The organism is Clostridium sp. DFI.5.61 (genome assembly GCF_024462915.1).
In the GTDB taxonomy this organism is placed as follows: Bacteria; Bacillota; Clostridia; order Oscillospirales; family Oscillospiraceae; genus Lawsonibacter; species Lawsonibacter asaccharolyticus.
Window position 1 is genome coordinate 1 of record NZ_JANGBZ010000088.1, and the last position, 9,974, is coordinate 9,974.

Here is a 9,974-nt window from a genome sequence, read left to right on the forward strand (position 1 = left end):
CGGGGCCCGCTCCTTGGCCCGGGGCCCGGTGTCCGGCCTGTCTTTTCAGTCTTTGAGGCTCTCGGCCCAGGCGGCGTACTTGGCCACCTTTCCGTCGCACTCCTCCTTGTCGGCGCCGTTGGCCAGGATATAGACCTTGACCTTGGGCTCGGTGCCGGAGGGACGGACGATCAGGCTGGTGCCGTCGGCCATCTCATAGCGCAGGACGTTGGAACCGGTGAGCTCCATCTGGGACCTGGCGCCGGTCGCTGTCTCCACCACGCTGCCGTCCTTGTAGTCCTTCTGCTGCTTTACCGCCACGCCGGCGATCTCCGCCGGGGGCTGCTCCCGCAGGCCGGCCATCAGGTCAGCCATCTTCTTCAGCCCGTCCAGGCCGGGCATGACCAGGTTCATGGTGCGCTCGCCATAGTAGCCGTATTTCTTGAACAGGGCCTGGAGGGCGTCATACAGGGTCATGCCCTGGGAGGCATACCAGGCCGCCATCTCGGTCAGCTCCACCGAGGCGGAGACGGCGTCCTTGTCCCGGACATAGTCCCCCAGCATGTAGCCGTAGGACTCCTCATAAGAGAAGATGACCTTCCCCGCACCGGAGCTCTCCAGCTCGTCCTTCTTCTCCGCCAGGAACTTGAAGCCGGTGAAGGTGTCATAGCACTGCAGGCCGTTGACCTCGGCCACCTTGCGGGCCATCTCGGTGGTGACGATGGTCTTGAGGGCCACGGGCTTGTCGGGCATCTTGCCGGTGCGGCGCTTGGCCCCGATCAGGTAGTCCAGCAGCAGCACGCCGGTCTGGTTGCCGGAGATGACCACGAAGTCGTCCTCCTTGGTGCGCACCATGATGCCCACCCGGTCGGCGTCCGGGTCAGAGCCCAGGATGAAGTCCGCGCCGTGCTCCTTGGCCAGCTCCACCGCCAGATAGAACCCCTCCGGGTTCTCCGGGTTGGGGGAGACCACAGTGGGGAAATCGCCATCGATGACCATCTGCTGGGGCACGCAGATCACGTGCTTCATGCCCAGGCGCTTGAGGGCCTCGGGGATCAGCTTATAGCCGGTGCCGTGGAAGGGGGTGTACACCATGGTGAAGGTGTCCGCCATCTGCTCCACCACCGCCTTGTCGTTCACCTGCTCCATCACGTTGGCCAGGAACTTCTCGTCCGTCTCCGCCCCCATCAGCGTGATCCTGCCCTGGGCCACGGCCTGGTCATAGTCCATAGTCTTGACGCAGTCGAACACGTCCAGCTCCTTCATCTTCCGGGCCACCTCGTCGGCGTGCTTGGGGGGCAGCTGGGCACCGTCCTGCCAGTAGACCTTGTAGCCGTTGTACTCCTTGGGGTTGTGACTGGCGGTGACGTTGATACCGGCGATGCAGCCGTACTCCCGCACCGCGAAGGACAGCTCCGGGGTGGGACGCAGGGACTCGAACAGGCGCACGGGGATGCCGTTGCCCGCCATGACACAGGCGGCCTCCCGGGCAAAGACGTCGGAGTTGTTGCGGCAGTCGAAGCAGACGGCCACCCCCCTGGCGGCGGCCTGGGGCCCCTCCTCCAGGATGACCTGGGCAAAGGCCTGGGTGGCGTGGCGGATGACATGGACATTCATCCGGTACAGCCCCACCCCCATGGTGCCCCGCAGGCCCGCGGTGCCGAAGGAAAGCTGATCAAAAAAGCGGGATTCGATCTCCTTGTCATCGCCCTGGATGGATGCCAGCTCTGCCTTCTCGGCGGCCGAGAGGGCCGGGCTGTTCAGCCATGCATGATAAGCATCAAGATAGGACATATCGTAGGACCTCCAATCAATAAAATCCGCTGGGACATGCTGTTGTGGACATTGTACCACAGGCAGGCATGAATTTCCAGCGGATTTTTGGACGGATCCACGGTGAGCATGTTTTCAGGCCCGGGACCCTGTCATTTGTGGTAGCTGGAGCCCTCCCGGATCTTGAAGGCCCGGTAGAGCTGTTCCAGCAGCATGACCCGGGCCAGGTGGTGGGGGAAGGTCATGGGGGACATGGACAGTTTGACCCAGGACTCCCCCTTCAGGCGCTCCGCCAGGCCGTAGGAGCCGCCGATGACAAAGGCCAGGTGCTTGGCGGAGCTGTGCTCCCAGGTCCCCACCAAAGCGGACAGCTCCTCGCTGGAGCGCAGCCTGCCCTCCACGCACAGGCACACCAGGCTGGTGCTGGGGGGCAGCTTGGCCCGGATGGCCTGGCTCTCCTTCTCCAGGGCGGCGTCGATCTGCGCCTGAGAGGGGTCCTGGGGCAGCTTCTCCTCAGGCAGCTCCACCAGGGTGAGCCTGCAGTAGGGGGACAGGCGCTTGATGTATTCGGCACAGGCCTCCTGATAGAATTTCTCCTTCAGCTTGCCCACACAGATCAGATAGACGCTCAGCACAGGGATGCCTCCCTTGCCGGAAAGGCCCGGAGAGCTCCGCCCCGCTCCAGCCGGTACAGCGCCCCGCACTCCGACCGGGGGGCTACCGCCAGGGTGATGTCCTCCTCCGGCCGCACCCCCAGGGCGGACAGGCGGCGGGAGACCACCTCTCGGGCCCGGGCTGGGGTATTGTTCTCGGAGGACAGGTGGGCCAGCAGGATGGTCCGGGTCCCGGCCAGGGCAGCCCGGCCGGCCAGCTCGGCCCCCGCCTCATTGGACAGGTGGCCGAAGTCCCCCAGGATGCGCTGCTTCAGGGCGTAGGGATAGGGGCCGGAGCGGACCCAGTCCTCGTCGTGATTGGTCTCACACACCAGCAGGTCCGCCCCCCGCGCCGCATCCCACACCTGGGGGGTCAGGTGGCCCAGATCGGTGGCCAGGGCCATCCGCGCCCCGCCGCCGGTGACGGCGTAACCCACACTGCCCGCGGCGTCGTGGGGGGTGGAGAAGGACTCCACCCACAATTCCCCCAGCTGGAAGCCGGTGCCGGCCTCCAGCGCCCGGCCCAGCTGCGCCAGTGCTGGGACTTTTCGCTCCAGGCGGTCCAGAGTGGGGGCGGTGGCGTAAACGGGCACCCCCAGCTGCTTGGTCAGGGTGGCCAGACCGGAGACGTGGTCGGTGTGCTCGTGGGTGACCAGCACCGCGCTGAGCCGGGTGGGATCGGCCCCCAGCGCCTTCAGGGCAGAGGTGATCCGGCGGGCGGAGATGCCCGCGTCCAGCAAAACATAAGTAGAACCGCAGCAGATCAGCAGGGAATTCCCGCTGGAGCCGCTGGCCAGAGTACACACTTCCATGTGCCGCCTCCCGGAGAAAGAGTGGCGCCCCCCAGGGCGCGAAAACGGGCGGCGGCAGATCGCCGCCGCCCGGAGCATGTGCAAAGGTCAGCCCGCCTGGGTCTGGGCCTCGTCGTCGGGCAGGAAGAGCACCTGGATCTTGGCCCCCACGCCGGACAGCTTCTCCACCAGGGTCTCGTAGCCCCGCTCGATGTGGTACACCCCGTCGATCTCCGTGGTGCCCTGGGCAGCCAGACCGGCGATCACCATGGCTGCCCCGGCCCGCAGGTCACAGGCGTGGACCGGCGCGCCGGTCAGGGCGGGGACCCCCTCGATGACGGCCACCTTGCCGTCCACCTGGATCTTGGCCCCCATGCGGCGGAACTCGTCCACATAGCGGTAGCGGTTGTCCCACACGCCCTCGGTGAGCACGCTGGTCCCCTGGGCCAGGCACAGGACCGCGGCGATCTGGGGCTGCATGTCAGTGGGAAAGCCGGGATAGGGCATGGTCTTCACATTGGTGCGGGTGATGGGGCCGGAGCGGCGGACCAGCACCGCGTCGTCCTGCTCCTCCACATCCACCCCCATCTCCACCAGCTTGGCGCTGATGCAGTCCAGATGCTTGGGGATGACGTTCTTCACCAGCAGCTCGCCCCCGGCGGCAGCCACCGCGGCCATATAGGTGCCCGCCTCGATCTGGTCGGGGATGATGGAGTAGGAGCCGCCCCGCAGGCGCTGGACGCCCCGCACCTTGATGACGTCGGTGCCGGCGCCCATGATGTCGGCCCCCATGGAGTTGAGGAAGTTGGCCAGGTCCACGATATGGGGCTCCTTGGCGGCGTTCTCGATAACGGTCATGCCCTCCGCCAGGGCGGCGGCCAGCATGATGTTCATAGTGGCGCCCACGGAGACGATGTCCAGATAGACCTGCCCGCCGGCCAGGCAGCCCCGGCCGGGGACCTGGGCATAGATCAGGCCGTTGCGCACGTCCACCTCGGCCCCCATGGCCACAAAGCCCTTGATGTGCTGGTCGATGGGCCGTCCGCCCAGATTGCACCCGCCGGGCAGGGGCACCTCTGCCCAGCCGAAGCGGCCCAGCAGGGCCCCCACCAGATAATAGCTGGCTCGGATCTTCCGGGCCAGCTCATAGGGGACCTGACGGTTCCGAATGTGGGAACAGTCGATCTCCACCGTGGTGCGGTTGATGGTGCGCACGTCCGCCCCCAGCTCCCGGAGGATCTGGAGGATCAGGGTCACATCGCTGATCTGGGGAACATTTTCAATGCGGCAGACCCCGTCCACCAGCAGGGCGGCGGGGATGATGGCGACAGCGGCGTTCTTGGCTCCGCTGATCTCAATGGTTCCATGGAGCGGATGTCCGCCCTCAATCAAATATTTGGTCAAAGCTGCACCCTCTTCAAACGTAATGAGGTCCTTATGTCTATACGGCAAAATGCCATAAGTAGTCTAAACAGATCCCGCCTGTGGGCGGTCTGATACAACTATATTGTAACACTATTATATCCAAAAGGCAAATAAAATTACATTTGCGTGAAAAGTGTGTAAAATCGGTCCAAAGGCCGGAAACATTTTCCCGATTCTTAAACAGAATCCACAAAGGGACCATCCTGGCTGCCGGAAAAGCGGGCCCTGGCCCGGGGGAGCAGCTGGTCCAGGCTGGACTCCTCCTGCCGCTCCAGCAGGTCGCCGATGAGCTGATTGGACACCAGAAAGCCCTTGGGCGTCAGCCGCCACCGGCCGCCGGCCTGCTCCGCCCAGCCCTGGGCCTGGAACTGGCGGAGCCGGGTCTCCAGGGGGGCAAAGTCCATGAAATAGGCGCTGCGGTACTCCCACTCCTCGACGCCCTGGGCGGTACGCAGCCGGAGCATCAGGTACTCGCCCCCCCGCTCCCGCTGGGGGATGAGCTCCTCGCTGTCGATGATCTCCCCGCCCTTGAGCACGCCGTCGATGTACCGGTCCAGGTCCCGGACAAAGGAGTACCGCCGCCCGCCGAAGTCGGAGTGGGCGCCGGGGCCGAAGCCGATATAGGGCCGGGTGAGCCAGTAGCGCAGATTGTGCCGGGACTCATAGCCCGGCTTGGCGAAGTTGGAGATCTCATACTGGGGGTAGCCGGCCCGCTCCAGCCGGCCCACGGTCCAGAGGTACAGGTCTGCCTGCTGGTCGTCGTCGGGCAGGATCTCCCCCTCCGCCGCCCGGCGGGCCAGAGGGGTGCCCTCCTCCACCTTCAGTCCGTAGCAGGACAGGTGCTGGGGGATCAGGGACAGGGCGTGCTCCACCGTAGCTTTCCAGCTGTCCATGGTCTGGCCGGGCAGGCCGTAGATCAGATCCAGAGAGACGTTGTTCAGCTTGGCCTTCCGGGCGGCCGCCACCGCCTCGTCCACCTGTCGGACGGTGTGGGGGCGGTGGACGGACTCCAGCTCCTGGGGGCAGCCGGACTGCATCCCCAGGGACAGGCGGTTGACCCCCGCCTTCCGCAGGCGGCGCAGGGCACGCAGGTCCACGCTGTCAGGGTTTGCCTCCACCGTGATCTCTGCGTCCTTCTCCACCTGAAAAAGCTTGCTCAGGGCGGAGAGCAACTCCTGGATGCGCCGGGCCCCGTACCAGCTGGGGGTGCCCCCGCCGAAATAGATGGTGTCTACCGGGATGCCCTGGGCCAGGGGCGCAGTCTCCCGGATGTGGGCCAGCAGCGCCTTCTGATAGGCGTCCATCCGGTCCTCCCGCCCCGCCAGGGAGTAGAAGTCGCAGTAGTCGCACTTGCTCCGGCAGAAGGGGATATGGATGTAAATGCCCAGCTTGTCCGCCTGTCCGGTCTGTCTCTGTCTCATGGGGCCGCCCTCCTTATGATCTCAAAGGTATTATAGCGGAGCTGAGCCCAGTTGCAAGGGGCAGGCAGAAATTTTGTGGACCCGGACAGGGCAGGCGGCGGAAGGGAGGGCACTTTTTCATCAAATATGCCCCGCCGCCGGGGCTGGCATGAAAGGGCGGTCCCGCCCTGCGGGGCGGGACCCTTTTGGGAGCATCCTGCGGATGGAGGCGGGCGGGGCAAGCTCTTCCCTCCTCCGCCCCAGAAGTGCTCCAAGATCTGGTCCCCAGAAAAAAGAAGGGCAAAATAGTAAAGCCTGCTTGACACAAAATGTAAAGCGTGCTATACTCTAGATGTAAAGCAAGCTAAACATTTTTGCGTGAGGAGGACCGCCGTGAAAAACCGCATCGCTCAGCTCCGAAAGGAGCGGCGCATCACCCAGGAGGAGCTGGCCGACGCTGTGGAGGTCACCCGGCAGACCATCATCTCCCTGGAAAACGGGCGCTACAACGCCTCGCTGCTGCTGGCCCACAAGATCGCCAAATATTTCGGGAGCTCCATTGAGGAGATATTTCTGTTCGAGGAGGAAGAGACATGAAGAAGCTGAAACCGATCCTGCTCGCCGCCGCCGCGCTGGGCGGGCTGGCCCTGATGGCGGCGGCCGCCCTGCTGGATCTGCCCGGCGGGATCACCGGCCTGATGTGCGGCATGGGCGGAGCCCTGCTGGGCCTGGGGGGCTCCAGCGTGATCATGGGCGCCGTGGAGCGGCACATGTCCCCCCAGGAGCGGAAGGAGCTCCAGCGCAGCGAGACCGACGAGCGCAACATCGCCATCCGGGAGAAGGCCGCTCAGTCCAGCTGGTACTGGACCCTGTACCTGCTGTGGGTCCCCTTTGTGATCTCTCTGGTGCGGGAGGAGACGCTTTGGATCCTTCTCTCCTCCGCCGTAACGGTCCTCCACTGCGTCTTTTATATGGTCAATATGGGCCGCTGGGCCAAAAAGCTGTAAGGAGGAAAAATCATGCTCATAAAAACGACCGGACGGGGCCCTGACTATGGAAAAAATCTGATCCAGCGCCGCTGGGCATTCCTCGCCCTCCTGGCGGTGGGCGCGACGGGCCTGGTGTGCTATTTCTTCCTGGTGCCCGGCAGCGGCATCAGCGGCCACGCCCGAGGCTTTTATCTGGGGGGCGCCAGCGGCATCACCGGCGCCGCACTGGCCAACCTGCTGCGCAACGAGTGGATGCTCCGCCACCCGGAGCGGTGGAAAAAGGCCAGGATTCAGGAGACCGACGAGCGCAGCCAGCGTCTCACCGCCCAGGCGGCCCAGCTGGCGGGGGTGGCGACATTTTTTCTCCAGGCCCTGGCCGCCTTTGTCCTGGTGGCAGTGGACCCGATGCTGGTGAAGGTGCTGCTGGGCTCCATGCTGGCCTACATCCTGTTCTTCCTCGGCGCCCGGGCCGCCCTGGCCCGGCGGCGGTGAGAACTTTATCCTGGAAAGGAGGAAGCCCTGTGTCCTGTCCAAACCCAATTCCACCCATGACGGAGGAGGAGCGCGCCGCCTTCCGGTCCTTCCTGCTCCGCCGCTATGTCCTCAGCATCCTGGCCCTGGTCCTGGGCATCGCCGGGGCGGTGCTGCTCCTCCGCCGGGGTGTTGACGGGCCGCCCCTGATGGAGGCCGTCTGGGTCTGCCTGTTTGTCCTCTCCGGCGGGACCGCCGTGCTAGGGGGCAGGGCCTGGGGCCGGTATCAGACTCTGCTTACAGAGCCGGAGGCTATGGAGCGGACCTGGCAGGCCCGCAGAGCCGGCCCCCAGACGGAGGCCGACCAGTCCTACCGCCGTGATGTGAGCCGGTCAGGCCGTCTGGGCCTCCTGCTCCTGGCCGCCGCCCTGCTGCTTCTGCTCCTGGGCATTCCCCTTCAGGCCCAACTCACCGGGAGGGCGGCGGATGTGTATGGCCAGGTGATCTTCTGCCTGTTTCTGGTCGGCTTCAGCATGATGGCGGGGAGCTGGCACACCCTCGCCCGGCCGGAGGAGCTGCGCTCCGCCCGGGTGGCCCGCGACGACGAGCGCAGCCAGGAGATCGAGCTCCGGGCCGTGTGGAAGGCTGCCCGGGCTACCCAGACCGCCCTGTTCCTCGGTCTCCTGGCGGCCGGATGGCTCGGCTGGTCGGATGTCTCCCTGACCCTGTCCATCGTGCTGTTTTTCTACTTTTCCGCTCTGGCCATCTTCCGCGCCCGGCTGTCCAAGCGGATGTGAGGGTGGCGGGATGGAACAGATACAGAGGAAGACCCGCCGCCTGGAGCTGGTCCTGGGGCCGGAGGACGGGGGCGTCAAGGTGGACACCCTGCTGCGGCGGAGGCTGCACCTGTCCGGCACGGTGATCCGCCGGATCAAGTGGCTCCCCGACGGCATCCTGGTGGACGGGGCCCGGGTGAATACCGCCTTCCGCCCCCGGGAGGGACAGACTCTGTCCGTCCGCCTGTCCGACCCGGAGCGGCGCAGCGGCATCCTGCCCGCCCCGGGTCCCCTGGATATCGTGTACGAGGACGGGGACCTGCTGATCCTGAACAAGGCCCCGGGGGTGCCGGTCCACCCCGGCCCCGGACATTTTAATGATACGATAGGTAATTTTTTGCTGAATTATTACAATTCGGAGGGAATTGAAGGAGATTTCCACCCCGTCCACCGGCTGGACCGGGGGACCTCCGGGCTGATGGCAGTGGCCAAGCACCCCCACGCCCAGGAGGTGCTGAAGGGGCAGCTCCACACCCCCGCCTTCCGCCGTGTCTATCTGGCGGTGTGCGACGGCGGGCCTCAGCCCCCCTCCGGTGTGGTAGACGCCCCGCTGGGGCCCCGGGAGGGCTCCCTGGTGGAGCAGATGGTCCGCCCCGACGGCAAGGACGCCCGCACACGGTATGAGACCCTGTCCCGCTCCGGGGGGCGTTCCCTGGTCCGTCTGGAGCTGGACACCGGGCGCACCCACCAGATCCGGGTCCACATGGCCTCTCTGGGCTGCCCCTTGACAGGAGATTTCCTTTACGGGTACGAGGACCGTTCCCTGATCTCCCGCCCTGCCCTCCACTCCGCCCAGCTGTCCCTCCGGCAGCCCGTCACTGGGCAGGAGCTGTCCTTTACCCTCCCCCTTCCGGAGGATATGGCGCGCCTGCTGACCCATCAGAAAGGAGAGAAGGAGCCGTGAATGTGATCCGGCGCTGGATCACCCAGCCCAACGCCCTGCTCCGGGCGGCAGCTTTGTTCGGGGCAGGCATGGCCCTGACGCTGGCGGCGGCCTGCCTCAGCTGGCCTCTGCTCCCAGAGGGGCTCCTGAAAAACGCCAATCCCCTGTGGAACTGGGCGGTCTCCTCCCGCCCCCTTGTGGGCGGGCTCCAGATCTTCGGGTTCAACCTGATCTTTGCCTGCGTCCTCGTGGGGGCCAACCTCTTCGCCAGGGGACCGCAGGGGGGGCCCCTGATCCCCTGCGGCTACTCCTGTCTCCTCCTGCTGTTCCTGCTCTATGGGCTGATGGTGGGCACCTGGTCCTTCCAAATGGGCGGAGAAGCGCCCCCTTTCGCGGCCCGGCTGCTGCGCATGCTCCATATCAGCGAGGCCTCCGGCATGGTGGAGATGTCCGCCTTCTGCTGCATCGCCTCGGGAACGGCGGACATCTCTTTCGTCCAGACCCTGGGGGGCCGGACCACCGTCGGACGGCTGCGGGATATCCGCCTGTCCCGTCAGGATGGGCTGGTCCTTGCTTTGGGCTTCCTGCTCCTGTTCGCCGCCGCCATGATCGAGGCGGCCAGCATCCTCCGCCTGACCTGAACACAGGGCCCGGGATCAAAAATGATTCCGGGCCCCTCCCTTTTACCCTTTGGACTGATTTGGGGTATAAATAACCTCCCTATTACAATGTATTTACGGTTGAAGGCACGGCAGCCAGCCGTGTCTTTTTCCG

General features: G+C 65.5%; 11 protein-coding genes. 6 read left to right on the plus strand and 5 right to left on the minus strand.

Annotated features, from left to right (window positions below; all coding sequences use genetic code 11):
* Positions 1 to 45: 45 nt before the first annotated feature.
* From NE584_RS18485 to hemW, 5 genes are all read right to left on the minus strand, one after another.
* A complete protein-coding gene (locus NE584_RS18485; RefSeq protein WP_108979963.1) occupies positions 46 to 1,773 on the minus strand; it encodes a phospho-sugar mutase in 1,728 nt (575 codons plus the stop codon).
* Between the two features lie 131 nt (positions 1,774 to 1,904).
* Positions 1,905 to 2,387 (minus strand): 23S rRNA (pseudouridine(1915)-N(3))-methyltransferase RlmH, encoded by a 483-nt coding sequence (locus NE584_RS18490; RefSeq protein WP_108979964.1) that lies wholly within the window; start codon positions 2,385 to 2,387, stop codon positions 1,905 to 1,907.
* Positions 2,381 to 3,217 (minus strand): MBL fold metallo-hydrolase, encoded by an 837-nt coding sequence (locus NE584_RS18495; protein WP_256183466.1) that lies wholly within the window; start codon positions 3,215 to 3,217, stop codon positions 2,381 to 2,383. Before NE584_RS18495 ends, NE584_RS18490 begins: the two co-directional genes overlap by 7 nt.
* Before the next feature lie 87 nt (positions 3,218 to 3,304).
* The gene (locus tag NE584_RS18500; protein WP_050622832.1) at positions 3,305 to 4,600 is read right to left on the minus strand and encodes a UDP-N-acetylglucosamine 1-carboxyvinyltransferase; all 1,296 of its coding nucleotides are present in this window, start codon (positions 4,598 to 4,600) and stop codon (positions 3,305 to 3,307) included.
* A 197-nt stretch (positions 4,601 to 4,797) separates the two neighbouring features.
* Positions 4,798 to 6,042: a radical SAM family heme chaperone HemW gene (gene hemW / locus NE584_RS18505; RefSeq protein WP_256183467.1), complete on the minus strand. Its 1,245-nt coding sequence runs from the start codon at positions 6,040 to 6,042 to the stop codon at positions 4,798 to 4,800.
* A gap of 372 nt (positions 6,043 to 6,414) precedes the next feature.
* Between hemW and NE584_RS18510 the strand changes: the two genes are divergently transcribed.
* From NE584_RS18510 to NE584_RS18535, 6 genes are read left to right on the plus strand one after another with little or no spacing between them, the layout of a single operon-like run.
* Entirely contained in the window at positions 6,415 to 6,618 is a 204-nt protein-coding gene (locus tag NE584_RS18510; RefSeq protein ID WP_050622834.1) for a helix-turn-helix transcriptional regulator, read from the plus strand.
* A complete protein-coding gene (locus NE584_RS18515; protein ID WP_108979967.1) occupies positions 6,615 to 7,028 on the plus strand; it encodes a hypothetical protein in 414 nt (137 codons plus the stop codon). Before NE584_RS18510 ends, NE584_RS18515 begins: the two co-directional genes overlap by 4 nt.
* 12 nt (positions 7,029 to 7,040) lie before the next feature.
* Positions 7,041 to 7,502 (plus strand): hypothetical protein, encoded by a 462-nt coding sequence (locus NE584_RS18520; RefSeq protein ID WP_050622836.1) that lies wholly within the window; start codon positions 7,041 to 7,043, stop codon positions 7,500 to 7,502.
* Between the two features lie 29 nt (positions 7,503 to 7,531).
* The gene (locus tag NE584_RS18525) at positions 7,532 to 8,278 is read left to right on the plus strand and encodes a hypothetical protein (RefSeq protein ID WP_256183468.1); all 747 of its coding nucleotides are present in this window, start codon (positions 7,532 to 7,534) and stop codon (positions 8,276 to 8,278) included.
* A gap of 10 nt (positions 8,279 to 8,288) precedes the next feature.
* Entirely contained in the window at positions 8,289 to 9,221 is a 933-nt protein-coding gene (locus NE584_RS18530; protein WP_050622838.1) for an RluA family pseudouridine synthase, read from the plus strand.
* Positions 9,218 to 9,841 carry a hypothetical protein gene (locus NE584_RS18535; protein WP_256183470.1) on the plus strand — a complete coding sequence of 208 codons (624 nt, stop codon included), beginning with the start codon at positions 9,218 to 9,220 and terminating at the stop codon, positions 9,839 to 9,841. Before NE584_RS18530 ends, NE584_RS18535 begins: the two co-directional genes overlap by 4 nt.
* The last annotated feature ends 133 nt before the right edge of the window (positions 9,842 to 9,974 follow it).

Bases quoted from the DNA above. Each gene is read 5' to 3' on its own strand.
- NE584_RS18530 (WP_050622838.1), top strand. From the start codon at position 8,289: ATGGAACAGATACAGAGGAAGACCCGCCGCCTGGAGCTGGTCCTGGGG.
- hemW (WP_256183467.1), bottom strand. From the start codon at position 6,042: ATGAGACAGAGACAGACCGGACAGGCGGACAAGCTGGGCATTTACATC.
- NE584_RS18495 (WP_256183466.1), bottom strand. From the start codon at position 3,217: ATGGAAGTGTGTACTCTGGCCAGCGGCTCCAGCGGGAATTCCCTGCTG.
- NE584_RS18515 (WP_108979967.1), top strand. From the start codon at position 6,615: ATGAAGAAGCTGAAACCGATCCTGCTCGCCGCCGCCGCGCTGGGCGGG.
- NE584_RS18520 (WP_050622836.1), top strand. From the start codon at position 7,041: ATGCTCATAAAAACGACCGGACGGGGCCCTGACTATGGAAAAAATCTG.
- NE584_RS18485 (WP_108979963.1), bottom strand. From the start codon at position 1,773: ATGTCCTATCTTGATGCTTATCATGCATGGCTGAACAGCCCGGCCCTC.